This window comes from Pseudomonas sp. NPDC089752 (genome assembly GCF_044748725.1).
GTDB lineage: Bacteria > Pseudomonadota > Gammaproteobacteria > Pseudomonadales > Pseudomonadaceae > Aquipseudomonas.
Window position 1 is genome coordinate 330,011 of sequence record NZ_JBIVGP010000003.1, and the last position, 18,158, is coordinate 348,168.

16 protein-coding genes are annotated in these 18,158 nt (G+C 63.6%); 11 read left to right on the forward strand and 5 right to left on the reverse strand.

Translation table 11 applies throughout. The features are described 5' to 3' along the window. The first annotated feature begins 99 nt into the window (after nucleotides 1–99). The 6 genes from ACIPZF_RS06750 to ACIPZF_RS06775 all read left to right on the forward strand — a co-directional run bounded on the left by ACIPZF_RS06750 (nucleotide 100) and on the right by ACIPZF_RS06775 (nucleotide 7,301). Nucleotides 100–708 (forward strand): YqiA/YcfP family alpha/beta fold hydrolase, encoded by a 609-nt coding sequence (locus tag ACIPZF_RS06750; protein ID WP_400796789.1) that lies wholly within the window; start codon nucleotides 100–102, stop codon nucleotides 706–708. Nucleotides 709–743: 35 nt separating this feature from the next. Further along, complete coding sequence (gene parE / locus ACIPZF_RS06755) at nucleotides 744–2,648, forward strand: DNA topoisomerase IV subunit B (protein ID WP_400796792.1); 1,905 nt, start codon at nucleotides 744–746, stop codon at nucleotides 2,646–2,648. Continuing rightward, entirely contained in the window at nucleotides 2,645–3,631 is a 987-nt protein-coding gene (locus ACIPZF_RS06760; RefSeq protein ID WP_400796794.1) for an esterase-like activity of phytase family protein, read from the forward strand. The genes parE and ACIPZF_RS06760 overlap by 4 nt, the downstream gene beginning before the upstream one ends. After that, complete coding sequence (locus ACIPZF_RS06765; protein ID WP_400796797.1) at nucleotides 3,628–4,146, forward strand: TIGR02281 family clan AA aspartic protease; 519 nt, start codon at nucleotides 3,628–3,630, stop codon at nucleotides 4,144–4,146. The genes ACIPZF_RS06760 and ACIPZF_RS06765 overlap by 4 nt, the downstream gene beginning before the upstream one ends. A gap of 10 nt (nucleotides 4,147–4,156) precedes the next feature. After that, nucleotides 4,157–6,415, forward strand: coding sequence for a DNA topoisomerase IV subunit A (gene parC, locus ACIPZF_RS06770; RefSeq protein ID WP_400796799.1), 2,259 nt, complete (start codon nucleotides 4,157–4,159; stop codon nucleotides 6,413–6,415). Between the two features lie 175 nt (nucleotides 6,416–6,590). Further along, on the forward strand, nucleotides 6,591–7,301 hold the full coding sequence (locus ACIPZF_RS06775) for a membrane integrity-associated transporter subunit PqiC (protein ID WP_400796802.1): 711 nt from the start codon (nucleotides 6,591–6,593) through the stop codon (nucleotides 7,299–7,301). 152 nt (nucleotides 7,302–7,453) lie between these two features. Here the strand turns inward: ACIPZF_RS06775 and ACIPZF_RS06780 are convergent, their stop codons facing one another. After that, nucleotides 7,454–8,914 (reverse strand): AhpA/YtjB family protein, encoded by a 1,461-nt coding sequence (locus ACIPZF_RS06780; protein WP_400796804.1) that lies wholly within the window; start codon nucleotides 8,912–8,914, stop codon nucleotides 7,454–7,456. A gap of 135 nt (nucleotides 8,915–9,049) precedes the next feature. Between ACIPZF_RS06780 and serB the strand changes: the two genes are divergently transcribed. Beyond that, complete coding sequence (serB, locus tag ACIPZF_RS06785; protein WP_400796807.1) at nucleotides 9,050–10,264, forward strand: phosphoserine phosphatase SerB; 1,215 nt, start codon at nucleotides 9,050–9,052, stop codon at nucleotides 10,262–10,264. 45 nt (nucleotides 10,265–10,309) lie between these two features. Here the strand turns inward: serB and asd are convergent, their stop codons facing one another. The 3 genes from asd to ACIPZF_RS06800 are packed head-to-tail and all read right to left on the reverse strand — an operon-like array spanning nucleotide 10,310 to nucleotide 13,572. Then, nucleotides 10,310–11,173: an archaetidylserine decarboxylase gene (asd, locus tag ACIPZF_RS06790; RefSeq protein ID WP_400796810.1), complete on the reverse strand. Its 864-nt coding sequence runs from the start codon at nucleotides 11,171–11,173 to the stop codon at nucleotides 10,310–10,312. 9 nt (nucleotides 11,174–11,182) lie between these two features. Further along, nucleotides 11,183–11,992 (reverse strand): rhodanese-like domain-containing protein, encoded by an 810-nt coding sequence (locus ACIPZF_RS06795; protein WP_400796812.1) that lies wholly within the window; start codon nucleotides 11,990–11,992, stop codon nucleotides 11,183–11,185. A 44-nt stretch (nucleotides 11,993–12,036) separates the two neighbouring features. Next, nucleotides 12,037–13,572 (reverse strand): HDOD domain-containing protein, encoded by a 1,536-nt coding sequence (locus tag ACIPZF_RS06800; RefSeq protein WP_400796815.1) that lies wholly within the window; start codon nucleotides 13,570–13,572, stop codon nucleotides 12,037–12,039. Between the two features lie 130 nt (nucleotides 13,573–13,702). On the opposite strand from ACIPZF_RS06800, the gene motA reads away from it, so the two are divergent. Together motA and motB are read left to right on the forward strand one after the other, a co-directional pair. Next, complete coding sequence (gene motA / locus ACIPZF_RS06805; protein ID WP_400687322.1) at nucleotides 13,703–14,554, forward strand: flagellar motor stator protein MotA; 852 nt, start codon at nucleotides 13,703–13,705, stop codon at nucleotides 14,552–14,554. A 3-nt stretch (nucleotides 14,555–14,557) separates the two neighbouring features. After that, the gene (gene motB, locus ACIPZF_RS06810) at nucleotides 14,558–15,577 is read left to right on the forward strand and encodes a flagellar motor protein MotB (protein ID WP_400796818.1); all 1,020 of its coding nucleotides are present in this window, start codon (nucleotides 14,558–14,560) and stop codon (nucleotides 15,575–15,577) included. A gap of 105 nt (nucleotides 15,578–15,682) precedes the next feature. Here motB and rsgA read toward each other — a convergent pair whose 3' ends face one another. Further along, nucleotides 15,683–16,714: a small ribosomal subunit biogenesis GTPase RsgA gene (gene rsgA, locus ACIPZF_RS06815; protein WP_400796821.1), complete on the reverse strand. Its 1,032-nt coding sequence runs from the start codon at nucleotides 16,712–16,714 to the stop codon at nucleotides 15,683–15,685. Between the two features lie 141 nt (nucleotides 16,715–16,855). Between rsgA and orn the strand changes: the two genes are divergently transcribed. Together orn and ACIPZF_RS06825 are read left to right on the forward strand one after the other, a co-directional pair. Further along, a complete protein-coding gene (gene orn, locus ACIPZF_RS06820) occupies nucleotides 16,856–17,398 on the forward strand; it encodes an oligoribonuclease (protein WP_400796824.1) in 543 nt (180 codons plus the stop codon). 91 nt (nucleotides 17,399–17,489) lie between these two features. Next, complete coding sequence (locus tag ACIPZF_RS06825; RefSeq protein ID WP_400796826.1) at nucleotides 17,490–18,101, forward strand: trimeric intracellular cation channel family protein; 612 nt, start codon at nucleotides 17,490–17,492, stop codon at nucleotides 18,099–18,101. Nucleotides 18,102–18,158: the final 57 nt, after the last annotated feature.

The window sequence follows — 18,158 nt, forward strand, 5'->3', positions numbered from 1 at the left end:
GAAAATCCCGCTGTCACGCCAAAACCCGACGAACACGCTACACTGCGCATCCCTGCGCCCGCACCCTCGGGCGCGAAGCCGAAGATTTCCGGGGGCAGCATGTCGGGTTCCATCCTCTATATCCATGGCTTGAACAGCTCACCGCTCTCCACCAAGGCGCGCCAGCTGGAGGCCGTGATGCAGCAGCTGGGCCTGTCGAGCCAGTTGCGCGTGCCCGCCTTGCACCATCATCCGCGCGAGGCCATCGCGCAGCTCGAAGCAGCTATCGCCGAACTGGGCGCGCCGCTGCTGGTCGGCAGTTCGCTCGGCGGCTACTATGCCACTCACCTGGCCGAGCGCCATGGCCTCAAGGCGCTGCTGATCAACCCGGCAGTTACTCCGCACAAGCTGTTCGACGGCTATCTTGGCACCCAGCGCAATCATTACACCGACGAAACCTGGGAGCTGACCCACGACCACGTGCAGGCCCTGGCCGAACTGGAAGTGCCTGCCCCCCTTGATGCCAACCGCTATCAAGTGTGGTTGCAGACGGCCGATGAAACACTGGACTATCGCCACGCCGCGCAGTACTACCGCGCCTGCACCCTGCGTATCCAGGCCGGTGGCGACCACAGCTACCAGGGCTTCGCCGCGCAGATTCCGGCCCTGCTGGCCTTTGCCGGGGTTGCCCGGCAGCAGTATGCGGCACTCGATTTTTCTGTATTTTGATCTTTTTGCATTCACCTGACTGACGACGAGAACCCATGGCCAATCCCAGCGCTAGCGCCTATAACGCAGACGCCATCGAAGTCCTCTCGGGCCTTGACCCGGTCCGTAAACGCCCGGGCATGTACACCGATACCAGCCGGCCGAACCACCTGGCCCAGGAAGTCATCGACAACAGTGTCGACGAAGCGCTGGCGGGCCACGCCCGTTCGGTGCAGGTCATCCTGCATGCCGACCACTCGCTGGAGGTCAGCGACGATGGCCGTGGCATGCCGGTGGATATTCACCCTGAAGAGGGCGTCTCGGGGGTCGAGCTGATCCTCACCAAGCTGCACGCCGGGGGCAAGTTCTCCAACAAGAACTACCAGTTCTCCGGCGGCCTGCACGGCGTCGGCATTTCGGTGGTCAACGCCCTGTCGACCCAGGTGCGCGTGCGCGTCAAGCGCGACGGCAACGAATACCAGATGACCTTCGCCGATGGCTTCAAGGCCAGCGAGCTGGAGGTGGTCGGCACGGTGGGCAAGCGCAACACCGGCACCAGCGTGTACTTCAGCCCGGACCCCAAGTATTTCGATTCGCCGAAGTTCTCCATCAGCCGCCTCAAGCACGTGCTCAAGGCCAAGGCCGTGCTGTGCCCGGGCCTGCTGGTCAGCTTCGAGGACAAGGCCAGCGGCGAGAAGGTCGAGTGGCACTACGAGGACGGCCTGCGTTCCTACCTGGTCGACTCGGTCAGCGACTACCTGCGCCTGCCGGACGAGCCGTTCTGCGGCAGCCTGGCTGGCAACAAGGAAGCCGTGGATTGGGCTCTGCTGTGGCTGCCCGAGGGCGGAGACAGCGTTCAGGAAAGTTACGTCAACCTGATCCCCACCGCCCAGGGCGGTACCCACGTCAACGGCCTGCGCCAGGGCCTGCTCGATGCCATGCGCGAGTTCTGCGAGTTCCGCAACTTGTTGCCGCGCGGGGTCAAGCTGGCGCCGGAGGACGTCTGGGAGCGCATCACCTTCGTCCTCTCGATGAAGATGCAGGAACCACAGTTCTCCGGCCAGACCAAAGAACGCCTGTCGTCCCGCGAGGCAGCAGCGTTTGTTTCAGGTGTGGTCAAAGACGCCTTCAGCCTGTGGCTCAATGCCCACCCCGAGGTGGGCATGCAGCTGGCGGAGCTGGCCATCAGCAACGCCGGCAGGCGCCTCAAGGCGAGCAAGAAGGTCGAACGCAAGCGCGTCACCCAGGGCCCGGCATTGCCAGGCAAACTGGCCGACTGCGCCGGGCAGGACCCGATGCGCGCCGAGCTGTTCCTGGTCGAGGGTGACTCCGCCGGTGGCTCGGCCAAGCAGGCGCGGGACAAGGAATTCCAGGCCATCCTGCCGCTGCGCGGGAAAATCCTCAACACCTGGGAAGTGGACGGTGGCGAAGTCCTGGCCAGCCAGGAAGTGCACAACATTGCCGTGGCCATCGGCGTCGACCCAGGTGCCGCCGACCTGTCGCAACTGCGCTACGGCAAAATCTGCATCCTCGCCGACGCCGACTCCGACGGCCTGCACATCGCTACCTTGCTGTGTGCTCTGTTCGTCCAGCACTTCCGCCCACTGGTCGAGGCTGGCCACGTCTATGTCGCCATGCCGCCGCTGTACCGCATCGACCTGGGCAAGGAAATCTACTACGCCCTCGACGAAGCCGAGCGTGACGGCATCCTCGACCGGCTGGTGGCCGAGAAGAAGCGCGGCAAGCCACAGGTCACCCGATTCAAGGGCCTGGGCGAGATGAACCCGCCGCAACTGCGTGAAACCACCATGGACCCGAACACCCGGCGCCTGGTCCAGCTGACCCTGGACGACCTGGCGGGCACCACCGAAATCATGGACATGTTGTTGGCCAAGAAGCGCGCCAGCGATCGCAAGAACTGGCTGGAGACCAAAGGTAACCTGGCCGAGGTTCTGGTTTGATTCGTCTGCTTGTCGCAGCGTTACTCGCGCTGGTTGCTTTGCCGAGCCTGGCAGGCAACTGGCCGGAGCTGAAGTTGACGTCCGAGCATCCGATCGACGGCATGCGCGGCGGCAACCTCTCCGGCCTGGCCTTTTGCCGGGGTGCGCTCTGGGGTGTTTCCGACCGTGACGATGACCGTATCTACCGCCTCGACCAGCAGAACGGCGTCTGGCGCGCCCAGCCGCTGACGTTCACCCCGCCTCCGGTACCTGACAGCGGCTTGCCGTGGGGGTTGAAGTCGCGTAACTGGGCGGTTTCGCACATTCGCGGCGGCGAACTGGATTACGAAGGCATCACCTGCGACCAGGACGGTAACCTTTACCTGGTCAGTGAAGCCCATGCAGCGGTGCTGCAACTGCCAGTCGTCGGTGAGCCTGACTGGCTGAGGATCGACCCGGCGATGATTCGCCAGGCTCGCGCCAGCGGCATGTTGTTGCAATTCAATGCGCTGTTCGAAGGCCTGGCGATCAGCCCGATGGGTGACCGGATGTGGTTGGCAGCAGAGCGTGAGCGCCGCGGCCTGGTGAAGATCGAGCGCCAGCAGTCGGTGTGGACCTGCGGGCGCAGTTGCGTGCTGTTGAGCGAGGCCGGGGTCGAGATGCAACCGGCGCAAATGCCCAATGCCCGCGCGCTTTCGCGCGACTTTGCCGACCTGGCCTGGTTCGACGGCAAGCTGTTCACCCTCGAACGCAATGCCTACCGCGTCTGCCGCCGGGACGTCGACAGCGGCAAGGTCGAGCGCTGCTGGTCGTTCGCTGCTGACGCACTGGTGCCCGAGCGCCGCTACGATCAGCCGTTCGGCCTGGCTGAAGCCTTGGTGGTCGATGCCAAGGGCGCCTGGATCGGCCTTGATAACAACAACGGTGATCGCGCGGATGGCGAAAGCCGGCCGATCGTCTGGCGCTTTGCCGTACCCGAAGGCGGCTGGAGTGGCAATCCATGAGCCAGCCGCCGGGCAAGCGTGCGGGCCGTGTGCTGATGGTCCTCGCCTGGGCGGCGGCGCTGTTCCTCGCCACGCGCTTTTTCGGTGAGTGGGAGGCGCGCGAGCGCAATCCCAACAGCCAGGTACAGTCCGAACACGGCGAAGGCTTCATCGAAGTGCGCTTGCTCGGCAATGGCCAGGGCCATTTCGTGGCAGACGGCGCGATCAATGGCAAAGTGGTGCACTTCATGCTCGACACCGGCGCCACCGACGTGGCGATCCCCGAAGCACTGGCCCGCGACCTGGGCTTGCAGCGTGGCAGCCCGGTCATCCTCAGCACTGCCAACGGCCGTACCGAAGGCTACCGCACCCGCCTGGACAGCCTGCAACTGGGTGACATCCGCCTGCAGGGCGTGCGTGCGCTGGTGGTGCCGGGGCTGGACGGGCAGACCGTGCTGCTTGGCATGAGCGCCCTGAAACAACTTGAATTCACCCAGCGCGGCGGCACCATGCTGCTGCGCCAGAACCTGAAATAACGAGGCCCGCATGAGCGACCCATTGGAACTCAGCCTCGACGGCGTCGAACGCCGCTCGCTGGCTGACTTCACCGAACAGGCCTACCTCAACTATTCCATGTACGTGATCATGGACCGGGCCCTGCCGCACATCGGCGATGGCCTCAAGCCCGTGCAGCGACGCATTGTCTACGCCATGAGCGAGTTGGGGCTGGATGCCGATTCCAAGCACAAGAAGTCGGCGCGTACCGTCGGCGACGTGCTCGGTAAGTTCCACCCCCACGGCGACTCGGCCTGCTACGAAGCCATGGTGCTGATGGCCCAGCCGTTCAGTTACCGCTATACGTTGGTGGATGGGCAGGGCAACTGGGGTGCGCCGGACGATCCGAAGTCGTTCGCCGCCATGCGCTACACCGAGGCGCGTCTCTCCCGCTATTCCGAAGTACTGCTCGGTGAGCTGGGCCAGGGCACTGTGGACTGGGTGCCGAACTTCGATGGCACCTTGCAGGAACCGGCCGTATTGCCGGCGCGCTTGCCAAACATTCTGCTCAACGGCACCACCGGCATCGCCGTCGGCATGGCCACCGACGTACCACCGCATAACCTGCGTGAAGTGGCCAGCGCCTGCGTGCGCTTGCTCGACGAGCCCAAGGCCACCCTGGAGCAGCTGTGCGAGCACATCCAGGGCCCGGACTACCCGACTGAAGCCGAGATCATTACGCCGCGCGCCGAGATTCTGAAGATTTACGAAAGCGGTCGCGGTTCGATCCGCATGCGCGCCGTATACCGCGTCGAAGACGGTGACATCGTCGTCACCGCGCTGCCGCACCAGGTCTCCGGGGCCAAGGTGCTGGAGCAGATCGCCGCGCAGATGCAGGCCAAGAAGCTGCCGATGGTTGCCGACCTGCGCGACGAGTCGGACCACGAGAACCCGTGCCGTATCGTCATCATTCCGCGCTCCAACCGCGTGGATGCCGGCGAGCTGATGCAGCATCTGTTCGCGACCACCGAGTTGGAAAGCAGCTACCGGGTCAACGTCAATATCATCGGCCTGGATGGCCGGCCGCAGCTGAAAAACCTGCGCGCCTTGCTGCTGGAATGGCTTGAGTACCGGATTGGTACCGTTCGTCGCCGCCTCCAGCACCGTCTGGAGAAGGTCGAAAAGCGCCTGCACCTGTTGGAAGGCTTGCTCACCGCCTTCCTCAACCTGGATGAAGTGATCCACATCATCCGCACCGAAGAGCACCCCAAGCAGGCCCTGATAGCCAGGTTCGACCTGACCGAAATTCAGGCCGATTACATTCTTGAGACTCGTCTGCGCCAATTGGCGCGCCTGGAAGAGATGAAAATCCGTGGCGAGCAAGACGAGTTGCTCAAGGAGCAGGCCAAGCTGCTGGCCCTGCTCGGCAGCGATGCCAAGCTGCGCAAGCTGGTCCGCAGTGAGCTGATCAAGGACGCCGAAACCTACGGCGACGACCGCCGTTCGCCAATCGTCGAACGCGCCGAAGCCAAGGCCTTGTCGGAAAACGAGCTGATGCCGACCGAGCCGGTCACCGTCGTATTGTCGGAAAAGGGCTGGGTGCGCTGCGCCAAGGGCCATGACATCGATGCCACTGGCCTTTCCTACAAGGCGGGTGACGGCTTCAAGGCCGCCGCTACTGGGCGTTCCAACCAGTTTGCCGTACTGATCGACTCCACCGGGCGCAGTTATTCGGTGGCCGCGCATACACTGCCATCGGCGCGTGGCCAGGGTGAGCCACTGACCGGCCGGCTGACCCCGCCGCCGGGCGCGACCTTCGAGTGCGTACTGTTGCCGGAAGATGATGCCCTTTACGTGGTGGCTTCCGATGCCGGTTACGGCTTCGTGGTCAAAGGTGAAGACCTGCAAGCCAAGAACAAGGCGGGCAAGGGTCTGCTCAGCCTGCCCAACGGCGCCAAGGTGATCAGCCCGCGTCCGGTGGCCAACCGCGAGCAGGACTGGCTGGCGGCCGTCACCACTGAAGGCCGTCTGCTGGTGTTCAAAGTCGCTGACCTGCCTCAACTGGGCAAAGGCAAGGGCAACAAGATCATTGGTGTGCCCGGTGATCGGGTCGCGAGCCGTGAGGAATATGTCACAGATCTGGCAGTGATCGCCGAGGGTTCGACGCTTGTATTGCAAGCTGGCAAGCGTACCCTGTCACTGAAACCCGACGACCTTGAGCACTACAAGGGCGAACGCGGTAGGCGTGGCAGCAAGCTGCCGCGCGGGTTCCAGCGTGTCGATGGATTGCAGGTGGAAAGTCCTACGTAACCCTGCGAAATGTCTGAAACGGCAATTTCAGCGCCGTTTCAGGCAGAAATACTGGAGTCGGGCCGATATTTCGCGGATGATAGTGCCCCTTCGGTGCCGGCGTGGCCGTGTGCCAGATTGAATCTATATCAGTATCACTGCGGTTAGCCTGGTGGCGACCGCCTGGATGGGATGAATGAAATTTCTGCGCCTTCCATTTGCGCTGTTGATGACGGGCTTGCTGGGGCTGAGCGGGTGCAGCATGCATCAGCCGGTTGCCCTGTATCAGCTCGACAGCGGTGATCCTGGCCAGCCTTCGCAGAGTGCGGGCATGGCCGTGGTGCTCGGCCCGGTGTCGGTCGCCGATTACCTGCAGCGCGAAACCTTTTTGCAGCGTCAGGCCGATGGCAGCTTGAGTTCGGCGACGGATGGTCGTTGGGCTGGCAGCCTGTCGGCAGATATCGATCAACTGCTGGTGCGCCAGCTGGCCTGGCGCCTGGATAGTCAGCGCGTGGTCCTGGCTCCGGCGAGCACCGGCTTTTCGCCGGATGTGCAGGTGTTGCTGTCGATCACCCGCCTGGACTCGGGCAAGAACCAGCCGGCCATCCTCGACGCCCAATGGCGCCTGCTGGACCGCCGCGGCAATGTGCGTGACAACCGCATCGTTCACCTTGAGCAGCAACACGAAGGCACTGAGTCGTCGCAGGTGCAGGCGCAAGGTCAGTTGCTGCAGAAGTTGGCAGAGCAATTGAGCACGGCGGTCAAACCGCTGGCCAATCAGCCGGCGATCGCCGAAGAGGCGCCGAAAAAGCCTGCTGCTCCGGTTCAGGTCAAGAAAGCGCCAGAGAAATCGAAGATCCCGATGGCTTCGCCGATTCGTACCGATATGGAAGTCTATCGGTTCTGATGAATGCGCCAGACACAAAAAAGCCCGCATTCTCGCGGGCTTTTTTGTGTCTGCTGTTCTGGCATCTTCGCGGGACAAGCCCGGCTCCCACAGGCAGGAGTCGATCATTTACCTGTGGGAGCGGGCTTGTCCCGCGAAGAGGCAGCGCGCTATCAGGCCCGGCGCTCGTGCATGCGCGCCAGCTGTCGCTCCAGCATTGAGGGGTAAGGCTCCATCAACCGCTCGACGCAGCAGGCCCCTTCGGGGCTTGCAATCGGGCGAATCCGCGCACGTTGGCGGATCAGCGAGTCATCGTTGATCTGCCGCTCCACCAGCAGCAAGTTGCGGCTGTGCTGGGACAGGGCCAGGGCGTCCTGGGCTTTTTCGGTCATCAACAAGTCGACTTGTTCCAACCCTTGCAGGTCGTCGCTCAGGACCAGGCCCAATTGCAGTTGCAGGGTGATGCCGCTGTCGGCCACTTCGATCTGCAGGGCGTGGCCCAGGGCGCGCAGCAACTCGCCGCAGCAGATGGCGTTGGTCAGGTAGTCTTCGCCACAGTCGCGGCTGTGGAACAGCACCAGAGTGCTGCCGTCGTTGAGGGTGTGGGTCTCGCCCTCGTACAGCGATGCGGCTTGCTCCAGGCAATCGCGGTAGCGTTCCAGCAGTTCGGTGAGGCGGGTACGTGGCAGGCGGCGCAGTTGTTCCTGCGAACCCAGCTGCACGGCCAGCACTGCGCTGTGCTGCGGCTCGTCGGATTCGACCACGGCGGCTCTGGGCGCTGGCTCTTCATTATCCAGCAGGCCGGCGAAGGCGGCGTCATCTTCTTCGTCGTCGGCCAGCGCGGCAGCCTTGACGCGGGGTGCGGCTTTGACGGGTAGTGCAACTTCGTGCAGGTCGTCGAACTCGTCCTCCGCTTCCTCGGGCTCAGGCTCGGGAGGCGGTGGAGGAGCCAGGCGAGCGTGCAGCTGGCGGGCGATATCACCGATCTCGTCCTGGCGGTCGGTAGCCGGTGTATAGGGGTGCGGATCGCGCAGCCAGACCCGCAGTTGCAGCAGCGGCAGGGTGATATGGCGGCCTTGGCGCAGGCTCAGGCTCAGCGCCAGGGCCAGCAGAATCGCGGCAAGGATGCCCATGCTCTGCAGGCTGATCAGCATCGGCTGCTGGAACTGGCTCATGTCCAGGCTGATGCGCAGTTGCCCCGCGGTCACATCCTGGAACGTGATCTTGGTCTGGTACAGGCCTTCGGTTTCGCCCAGCAGGCTGTTGCGCGGGCGCTGGCCGGCCTCGGCGAGGATGCGGTTGTCCACGCTGTAGATCGCCGCATGGGCCACCAGCGGGTTCTTCACCAGGTTGCCCAGCAGCACGTTGAGGCTGAGGATGTCGTTGGACACCAGCAGCTCGGTCGCCGAGGTGGCGGTCTGGGTAATCAGGCTCTGGCCAAGGGCATCTGCCTGCTCGTGCATCGCCTGCTTGAACTGCAGGCCCATCACGCAGGCATAGATCACCAACGCCAGCGCCACCAGGAATATATTGGTGCAGGCGATGCGCAGTGCCAGGGGAACGCGACGTTGGCGCAGGGCACGGAAGATCATGAGGAAGAAGTTGTCTGGTTTGACGGGCGTGGGCCGGTTCACAGAGCGCGGCTCTTAATGGCATGAAAGTGTTGCGCAGTATAGCGATCAGAGTTTTGTCGGCAAAGTATCGTTGGCGCCCGATGGTCATGGAAAATCGGTAGAATGCGCATTTTTCATCGAAGTCGGAGCCAGGTTGTGCGCGAAATCGTCCTGATCAACATCACCGGTGAGGACCGCCCCGGTCTCACCGCCGCCATCACCGGTGTCCTGCTCCAGGGTGCGGTGAACATTCTCGACATCGGCCTGGCGGTCATGCACGGCACGCTGTCGTTCGGCATCCTGGTCGATATCCCCGACAACGAAGTGGCCACCAGCCTGCTGCAAAGCGTGCAGTCCAAAGCCCACGAACTGAACCTGCAGGCCCGCTACACGCCGATTTCCGAGGCGGATTACCAGCACTGGGCCGATGCTCAGGGTGAGTCGCGCTACATCGCCAGCGTACTCAGCCGCAAGATCACCCCTGAGCAACTGCAGCGCGTCAGTGCGGTGATCAGCCAGTATGGTCTGACCATCGAGCGTATCGAGCGGTTGTCCGCACGCGTTGCCCTGGATGCGCAGAGCGAAAAAGGTAAAGCTGCACTGGAAATTTCCGTACGCGGCGAGCCGAGCGATGCCCAGGCGCTGCGTGCCGACTTCTTCGCGTTGTCCGAAGCGTTGAACGTCGACATCGCCTTCCAGAAGGACGACCTGTTCCGTCGCAACCGCCGCCTGGCGGTGTTCGACATGGACTCGACACTGATCGAGGCAGAGGTCATCGATGAGCTGGCCAAGGCGGCGGGTGTCGGTGAGCAGGTGGCGGCCATCACCGAACGGGCGATGCGCGGCGAGCTGGACTTCCGCGCCAGCTTCAAGGAGCGGATGGCGCTGCTCAAGGGCCTGGATGTCGGCGTGCTTGATGAAATCGGTGCTTCACTGCGCCTGACCGAAGGCGCCGAAAACCTGTTCGCCGAGCTCAAGCGCATGGGTTACAAGACAGCCATTCTCTCCGGCGGCTTCACCTACTTTGCCAAGCAGGTGCAGGCGCGCCTGGGCATCGACTATGTGTTCGCCAACGAGTTGGAAGTGGTCGACGGCAAGGTTACCGGCGTGGCTGTCGAGCCGATCGTCGATGCCCAGCGTAAAGCCGAGCTGCTGCAGCAACTGGCGAGCGAGGAGGGCCTGCAACTGGAGCAGACCATCGCCGTAGGTGACGGCGCCAACGACCTGCCGATGCTGTCGCTGGCCGGCCTGGGTGTGGCTTTCCGCGCCAAGCCACTGGTGCGCCAGTCGGCCAAGCAGGCGATTTCGACGTTGGGCCTGGATGGTGTGTTGTATCTGCTGGGCTTGCGCGACCGCGACGCCCGCGGGTGAAATGAATGGGGCCGCAATGCGGCCCCATTCATTGCTAGAGAACCATCAAGCCTGTGCAGGCAATGCCAGCAACTCACCCATACGGGTTGCCGAACCGGCACCTAGATTTTCTGCCCACTTCACCTGCTCCGGCCCGAACAGCACAATGGCTGTAGAGCCCAGCTTGAAGCGGCCCAGTTCCGCACCCTTTTCCAGGTGAATCGGCGCACGGCTGCCTTCGTCATAGCGGAAGGTCTTCAGCTCACGCTTCGGCGGCGTGACCAGGCCAGCCCACACGGTCTCGATCGAGGCAACGATCATCGCGCCGACCAATACGACGGCCATCGGCCCGCGCTCGGTGTCGAACAAGCACACCACGCGCTCGTTGCGGGCAAATAGCTCGGGGACGTTTTCCGCCGTTGTCTGGTTTACCGAGAACAGCCGGCCCGGTACGTAGACCATCTCGCGCAGCGTGCCGGCGAGCGGCATGTGCACGCGGTGGTAGTCTTTCGGCGACAGGTAGATGGTGGCGAACTCACCGCCCATGAAAGGCGCAGCCAGGGCCGGGTCGCCGCCGAGCAGCTCCACGGCGCTGAAGCTGTGGCCCTTGGCCTGGAAAATACGACCGTGCTCGATCGGGCCAAGCTGGCTGACGGCGCCATCGGCCGGGCAAAGGATGGCCCCAGGCGCTTCATCCAGCGGGCGTGCGCCCGGCTTGAGGGCGCGGGTGAAGAAGGCGTTGAAGTGCTCGTAGGCGGTCAGGTCTTCGACCAGCGCCTCGCTCATGTTCACCTGGTAGCGCTTGGCGAACCAGGCGGTGAAAGCGTTCTTGAACCAGCGTGCGCGGCACTCGGCGACGCAGCCGGCGAGCCGCGACAGCAGATGGTGCGGCAGCAGGTACTGGCTGATGATGAACAGACGGGATTTCATGCAGGTTCCTTAGACTTCTACAGGCGTGTCCGGGTGGTTGCCCCACTCGCTCCACGAGCCGGCGTAAGCCTTGACCCGTGGGTAGCCGAGGGCTTTGGCCACCAGGTAAGTGAAACCGGAGCGGCGGTGTGACTGGCAGTGGGTGATCACTTCCTTGTCGGGGGTGATGCCCAGTTGCTTGAGGACCTCGGCGATGTCCTGGCGGATGCGCAGGTGGTCGTTGAGGTCCATGCCGGCGGTCCACTCGAAGTTGATCGCGCCGGGGATGTGCCCGCCTTTGGCGGCCAGGACTTTCTCACCGCTGAACTCCTGGGGGCCGCGGGCATCCCAGACCACCAGGTCGTCGGCGCCCAGGCGGCTTTGCAGGTACTCGCGGGTGGCAGTCGGTTCGCCGTGCAGCTGCAGGCGCACCGGTGTGCTGGCGGGGGCTGGCACGTCGGTCGACAACTTGTCGGCCGGCCAGGCCTGAATACCGCCGTTGAGGTAATGGCTGGCCTTGTGACCGATCACGTCGAGCATCCAGATGAAGCGACCAGCCCAGCCGCCGCCTTCATCGTCGTAGACCACATAGACGGCGTCGTCGCGGTGACCGAGTTCGCTGAACAGCTTTTCCAGGTCGGCCAATGCTGGCAACAGGCCTGGCGCCGGTGGCAGGCCCAGCTGGGTGCGCTTGCCTTCGACGAAGCGGGCGCCGGGGATGTGCCCGCTGACATAGCGGTTGGCGCTGCTCAGGTCGACCAGAATCAGCTGGGGCGAATCCAGGCGCGGCAGCAGGTCCGCGGGTTCGATCACCAGCGGTAGTCCGGCAAAATCAGTCATCCACGGTCTCCAGTGTGGAAAGAGGGGCGATTGTAGCGCAAGGGTCAGGCATTGCGGTTGGCAAACACGGCGAGGGCGCGCTCGATACATTGCGCGGTTTTACCGAACGCCTGCACGCTGACATCGGCCAGCGGCTTGCCGCCCTGATCGGCCACCGCCAGCATCAATACCTGGTCGTTGACCGCCAGCGAGCGCAGCAACAGGTGTTCGCCACGGAAGAAAGCGTGCAACGGGGCCGGCAGCAGGGCCGAGAATTGGGCATGGTTCTCCGGCGTCAGGCGCAGCTGAGCGGCCTTGACCAGCAATTTTTGCAGCAGTTTGCTCTGCGGCACAGGCAAGGCGATGGCTGCAGCTTCCTTGGGCAACCCGGCGGTCTGTTGCACGCGCAGGTAGTCGCTGGCCTTGTCCAGCGTCAGCAGCATGATGCGCTGCATGCCACAGGCCAGCAGGGCTTCACGCGCCTGGGTGGCCAGGTGCACGGCATTGGTGAATGGGCTGGGCTGGGCCAGCAATTCCTGGCACAGCTTGCGCCACTGGCCGAGCGCGTCGCTGGATGGCGGCGGCGGAGCCAGCATGTCGGGATGCGGGCGGCGCTGATCCCAGGGCCAGATCAAGGCTTCGGCTGGGTGGAACAGCGCATGCCTGGCATGGCGGCGGGCACTGGCGGCTGCCTGCTGGTGGACCTGTTGCTGGACGTCTTCCAGGGACGTCTGCAGGTACAGCGCGGTCAGCAGTTGCCAGCGCAGCAGGTGCGGGTTGTCCCAGCCCACCTGCGCCGCCAGGGCCAGGTTGTTGGCCAGCAGCAGGGTGTTGGCCGGCTGGTTGAACCAGCGGCTCAAGGCCGGCGCCTCGTCCAGACGGTGCTGCTGGCTCAACAGGTCTTCGTCGCGGGCGATGCTCAGTATCTGCCCAAGCTGTTCCCGCTCCTCCAGCAACAGACGGTAGCCTTGGGTGACCCATTGCGACAGACGCCAGTGCTCGGCCATGGCTTGGCACAGCGCCATGATGCGCACGCCAAACAGCTCCTGCTCGACTTCTGCAGCCTCCTCACCCTTGTGAATGACCCGCAGCTCCCAGGCGTCGAGCAGCTTGGGGTAGGCCAGTGCCATGGGCCACAGCGGCGACAGGAACAGCAGGCTGCCCCAGTGGATTTCCTGCCACAGCCGCGCCAGGCGGCTGGCGAACAGGCCGCTGGCCTGTTGGGACGCGTGCTGGCTGATCAGCAGGAACTGGCGCAGCACCGGCGGGATATCGTCATCCGGCAGTGCTGGCAGGCGGTTGAGCAGTTCGCGGGTGCGCGCCAGGCCCAGGCGATTGAGGGCGATTTCCAGGCTTTCGGCAGGTACGGCCTGGCTGGCATTGGCCGGGTGATTGGCCTCGCGCATCACCGACAGCACCAGGGCCGGGCTGTCCTGCATCAGTTCGGCGATATCGCGCAGCGAGCGGCGGTTATCATTGATGGCGCTCATGACCCGGTCGTAGCTGTGCTTCGGCACCGGTACACGGATACCGTCGAGCAGCTTTACCCAGGCCTCTAGCGTACGCGGATTCTGAGTGGGTACCTTGGATTCCATTGGCATTTTGACATCAGTCCGAACTGGCTTTTCGCTTTGAGTGGCTATAGTCTGGCGCAGTTCTGCCGATAAGTAGAAGAAGAGTTTTAAAGCTCCCGTCCCTCATCCCGACCACGACAGCAAGTGCTTTGAACCTATGGCTAAAATTATCGGCATCATCGTCGTATTCGCGAGCGTGCTCGGCGGATACGTACTCTCCCACGGCAAGATCGCGGCACTGATCCAGCCGTTCGAAGTGCTGATCATCGGCGGTGCAGCCTTTGGCGCCTTCATGCAGGCCAACCCCGGCTACATGACCATGCATGTGGTCAAGAAGTCGATGAAGATGTTCGGCTCCCGGTTTACCCACACCTTTTACCTGGAAGTACTGGGCCTGGTGTACGAAATCCTCAACAAGAGCCGTCGCGAAGGCATGATGGCGATCGAGAGCGATATCGAAGACGCCGCGGCCAGCCCGATCTTCGCCAAGTACCCCGCCGTGCTGGGCGATGAGCGCATGACCGCGTTCATCTGCGACTACCTGCGCATCATGTCCACCGGCAACATGGCACCCCACGAGCTCGAAGGCCTGTTCGACATGGAGCTGCTGAGCATGAAGGAAGAGCTCGAGCACCCGTCACACGCGGTCACCGGCATCGCCGACGGCATGCCCGGCTTCGGTATCGTCGCGGCGGTACTGGGTATCGTGGTGACCATGGCATCGCTGGGCGAGGGCGACCAGGCGGCCATCGGCATGCACGTGGGCGCGGCCCTGGTCGGTACCTTCTTCGGTATTCTCGCGGCCTACGGCTTCTTCGGCCCGCTGGCCAAGTGCCTGGAACACGACGCTAAGGAAGAGATCAACCTGTACGAGTCGATCAAGGCCTCGCTGGTGGCCTCGGCTTCCGGCATGCCGCCTTCGCTGGCCGTCGAGTTCGGGCGCAAGGTGCTGTATCCCAAGCACCGCCCGAGCTTTGCCGAGCTGGAACAAGCCGTTCGCGGTCGCTAAGCCATGGAAAACAATCAGCCGATAATCATCAAGCGCGTCAAGCGCTTCGGTGGAGGCCACCACGGCGGCGCCTGGAAGATCGCCTTCGCCGACTTCGCCACGGCGATGATGGCGTTCTTCCTGGTGCTGTGGTTGATGTCCACCGCCACGCCCGAGCAGAAGATCGCCATCGCCGGCTACTTCAAAGACCCGATCGGCTTCTCCGAAAGCGGTACGCCCTACGTGATCGACCTGGGCGGCTCGCCGCAGTTGGCACCGGAAAAGACCATCAACCCCGAAGAGAAGTCCGAGCCGACTCCTGATACCAGCATTCAGCTGGACAAGGATCAGGTCGAGACCATGGCCGAGCAGGTCGAGCGCGAGCGCCTCGAATTGCTGCTGCAGGAGCTGCAGAACAAGGTCGAGGAAAATCCGCAGCTGCAGAAGTTCAAGGACCAGATCCTCTTCGAGATCACCCAGGACGGCCTGCGCATCCAGATCATGGATGCCGAGAACCGGCCGATGTTCGACATCGGCAGCGCCCGCCTGCAGCCGTATTTCGAGGACATCCTGCTGGCCATGGCCGACACCATCAAGGCGGTGCCGAACAAGATCAGCATCAGCGGCCACACCGATGCCAAGCCGTATTCGGGCAGCGGTGATTACGGCAACTGGGAACTGTCGGCCAACCGCGCCAACGCCGCGCGCCGTGCGCTGGTCGCCGGTAGCTACCCGGATGACCAGGTGGCGCGCGTGGTGGGGTATGCGTCGTCGTCGCTGTTCGATCGCAAGGACCCGTTCAACCCGGTCAACCGTCGCATCGACATCATCGTCCTGACCAAGAAGGCCCAGCGCAATATCGAGGGTGAGCAAGGTGCGCCCGAGGCGCCAGCTGCCCAGCCCGCGCCGCCTGCCGGTACTGCCCCGGGGGCTTCTGCAGCGCCCGGTGCGGAGCAAGCGCCGATGCAGCCACGTGAACTGCGTCAGAAACTGAACATCTTCGAGGAAGGCACCTTGAAGATGGACGAGGCCAAAGACCAGTAACCCAGGGGCGCCGCAGTGGGAGCGGCTTCAGTCGCGAACACCGGCGTAGCCGGTGCCATCCACCGCGGCGCTTGCTTCGCGGCTAAAGCCGCTCCCACGGGGTGATCAGTAGCTGTCTTCCGGCAGGCTGGCGATGATCGAGCGGTAGCTGTTCATGCGCTGCGGCTTGATACGGCCGTCTTCCAATGCCTTGAGCAGCGCGCAACCTGGCTCGCGATCATGCTTGCAGTCGCGGAAGCGGCAGGTGCCGAACAAGTCCCGAAACTCGATGAACCCGCCCTCGACGTCATCGCGGCTGACGTGGCCCAGGCCGAATTCGCGAATACCCGGGGAGTCGATCAGGTCACCGCCGTTGGGGAAGTGGTACAGGCGCGCGGTGGTGGTGGTGTGCGTGCCCTGGCCCGACCATTCCGACAAGTCGCCAACGCGGGTATCGGCGGCTGGCAGCAGGCTGTTGACCAAAGACGACTTGCCCACGCCCGACTGGCCGACGAACACGCTGATGTGGCCGTCGAGCATCTGCTGCAGCCGCTGCATCCCGTCACCCTGGTGAGCCGAGACTTCCAGCAACGGATAGCCAAGGTCGCGATAGACCTCAAGCAACGCATGCAGGCCCGGGCCGTTCTCGTCGTTGATCAGGTCGGCTTTGTTAAGCAGCAGTAACGGGCGGATGCCGGCATGCTCGGCGGCGACCAGATAACGGTCGATCAGGTTCGGGTGCGGCTCGGGCGCCGGCGCGAAGACGATCACGATCAGGTCGACGTTGGCCGCCACCGGCTTGAGCTGGCCATGGTTGTTCGGCCGGCAGAGCTCGGTGCTGCGCGGCATCTGCGCGACGATCACGCCAATGCCCTGGTTACCGGCGCGCCAGACCACGCGGTCGCCGGTAACCAACGCCGGCAGGTTGGCCCGCAGGTGGCAACGGAACACCTGGCCGGCGACATCGCCGTCCTGGGCCTCGACTTCGACCTGCACGCCAAAGTGCGCGATCACCAGGCCCAACTGCTCTGGCCCCAGGTCACCGCCCTCCAGCTCATGCAGCACGTGCTGTTCGCGTTTGGCGGCGCGAGCAGCGCGTTCGTTCTGGATTTTTTCGATACGCCAGTTTTGGCGACGATTGAGCTGGCGTTTGGCCATGGACCTTCCAAGGTGGGGCAAGTTGAAAACGGCAGGCAGTTTAGCACGCCGGGTCATCGACCATTCTGCTTACCTTTGCGCCGCGCATGCGCAGGCCGTCGTCGCTAGGCTAATATGACGGCCATTACGAGGAGCCCCTTCATGCAAAACCCACAGAACCTGATCTGGATCGATCTGGAAATGACCGGCCTGGATCCGGACACCGATGTCATCATCGAGATGGCCACCATTGTCACCGACAGCGATCTGAACATCCTGGCCGAAGGCCCGGTGATCGCCATCCACCACAGTGACGAGGTGCTGGCGCGCATGGACGAGTGGAATACCCGCACCCACGGCGGTTCCGGGCTGACCCAGCGCGTGCGTGAAAGCAAGATCAGCATGGCCGAGGCCGAGGCGCAGACCCTCGCGTTTCTGGAGCAGTGGGTGCCGAAAGGCGAGTCGCCGATCTGCGGCAACAGCATCGGCCAGGACCGGCGTTTCCTGTACCGCTACATGCCTGCCCTGGAAAGCTACTTCCACTACCGCTACCTGGATGTTTCGACCCTGAAGATTCTGGCCAAGCGCTGGGCGCCGAAGGTGGCCGACGACTTCAAGAAGGGCAGCACCCACCTGGCGCTGGACGATATCCGCGAGTCGATCGCCGAACTGCGCCACTACCGCGAGCACTTCCTCAAGGTGTGAGCCGAAAGGGCGCAGATATTCTCATCGCGCCCTCTTTTGGTGCCTTGGGCAACTGGTTAGACTGCGCGCCTTTCTCGCACGGACCCGCGCCATGTTGTTGATGCTCTACCTTATCGCCATCACCGCCGAGGCCATGACCGGCGCCCTGTCTGCCGGCCGGCGCGGCATGGACTGGTTTGGCGTGGTGCTGATCGCCTGCGTCACTGCGCTGGGTGGCGGCTCGGTGCGCGACGTGCTGCTCGGGCACTACCCGTTGACCTGGGTGAAGCACCCGGAATACCTGGTGCTGACCAGCTGCGCCGCGCTGTTCACGATCTTCATTGCGCCGATGATGCGCCGCCTGCGCTCGCTGTTCCTGGTGCTGGATGCCCTGGGGTTGGTGGCCTTCACCCTGATTGGCTGCATGACTGCGCTGGAGATGGGGCAGGGCATGCTGGTGGCGTCGATCAGCGGGGTGATTACCGGGGTGTTTGGCGGGATTCTGCGGGATATCTTTTGTAACGACATCCCGCTGGTGTTCCGGCGCGAGCTGTATGCCAGCGTGTCGTTCGCTGCGGCGTGGTTCTATCTGGGGTGCGTGTATTTCAAGGTGCCGGCGGAGCAGGCGATGCTGCTGACCTTGTTTGGTGGGTTCCTGGTGCGGCTGTTGGCGATTCGCTTTCACTGGGAGATGCCGAAGTTTCACTACAACGACCAGCAGTAGGATGCGATACGGACTTTGTGGGAGCGGGCTTGCCCCGCGAAGGACGACGCTGAGCAT

Coding starts and splice junctions, on each gene's coding strand:
- motA (WP_400687322.1), top strand. CDS start 13,703: ATGGCTAAAATTATCGGCATCATCGTCGTATTCGCGAGCGTGCTCGGC.
- parE (WP_400796792.1), top strand. CDS start 744: ATGGCCAATCCCAGCGCTAGCGCCTATAACGCAGACGCCATCGAAGTC.
- ACIPZF_RS06795 (WP_400796812.1), bottom strand. CDS start 11,992: ATGACTGATTTTGCCGGACTACCGCTGGTGATCGAACCCGCGGACCTG.
- ACIPZF_RS06825 (WP_400796826.1), top strand. CDS start 17,490: ATGTTGTTGATGCTCTACCTTATCGCCATCACCGCCGAGGCCATGACC.
- asd (WP_400796810.1), bottom strand. CDS start 11,173: ATGAAATCCCGTCTGTTCATCATCAGCCAGTACCTGCTGCCGCACCAT.
- ACIPZF_RS06800 (WP_400796815.1), bottom strand. CDS start 13,572: ATGCCAATGGAATCCAAGGTACCCACTCAGAATCCGCGTACGCTAGAG.
- orn (WP_400796824.1), top strand. CDS start 16,856: ATGCAAAACCCACAGAACCTGATCTGGATCGATCTGGAAATGACCGGC.
- ACIPZF_RS06750 (WP_400796789.1), top strand. CDS start 100: ATGTCGGGTTCCATCCTCTATATCCATGGCTTGAACAGCTCACCGCTC.
- ACIPZF_RS06775 (WP_400796802.1), top strand. CDS start 6,591: ATGAAATTTCTGCGCCTTCCATTTGCGCTGTTGATGACGGGCTTGCTG.
- parC (WP_400796799.1), top strand. CDS start 4,157: ATGAGCGACCCATTGGAACTCAGCCTCGACGGCGTCGAACGCCGCTCG.
- rsgA (WP_400796821.1), bottom strand. CDS start 16,714: ATGGCCAAACGCCAGCTCAATCGTCGCCAAAACTGGCGTATCGAAAAA.
- ACIPZF_RS06765 (WP_400796797.1), top strand. CDS start 3,628: ATGAGCCAGCCGCCGGGCAAGCGTGCGGGCCGTGTGCTGATGGTCCTC.
- motB (WP_400796818.1), top strand. CDS start 14,558: ATGGAAAACAATCAGCCGATAATCATCAAGCGCGTCAAGCGCTTCGGT.